The following is a 526-nucleotide window of genomic DNA, read 5'->3' as shown; positions in this document are numbered from 1 at the left end:
GCCGGCGCAGCGTGAGCGGCGGCGTGGAGGCGGCCATCAGCGCCTCGACCTGGCCCTGCAGCCAGCGGTCGTCCTGGCTCAGCACGGCGATGTTCTCGAACAGCATGTGCAGCAGTTCGAGCAGGCTGGCGCGGATGGCGGCCTGGTCCTCGGTGGCGAACGACAGCCGGTAGCTGAAGTTGTTCAGCATCAGGCCGAAGGTCGAGATCGGCGGCGAGGGCTGGCGCAGGAAATTGGTCAGCTGCGCGGCCAGTTCATGCACGCGGGCATCGTCCTCGCCCAGCGCGGGCAGGGTGTTGTCGATCAGGCGGGCGAGCTGCTCGGTCAGTTCCTCGGGCAGGTGCGTGGCGGCCGAGGGCTCCGCGGCCGCGGCGGCCGGTGCGGCCACGCTGGCCAGCCCGAGGTTGGCGTAGCCCACGAGCACGCTCTGCAACTGGGCCCAGTCGGTGTTGTCGATGGCGGATTCGAACAGGCCCAGCAGGCGCTTTTGCGCCGGGGTCTGTCCGGGCAGCACGCGCAGGATGTG

General features: G+C 70.3%; 1 pseudogene. It reads right to left on the bottom strand.

The window, feature by feature from the left end:
• Nucleotides 1-526, bottom strand: a pseudogene (locus AC27IQ_RS26965) (GGDEF domain-containing protein); the annotation flags it as partial.

The organism is Acidovorax sp. KPB24-07 (genome assembly GCF_057543315.1).
The sequence above is the reverse complement of the archived record's forward strand: the minus strand, read 5'-3'. Positions and strand labels throughout refer to the sequence as shown.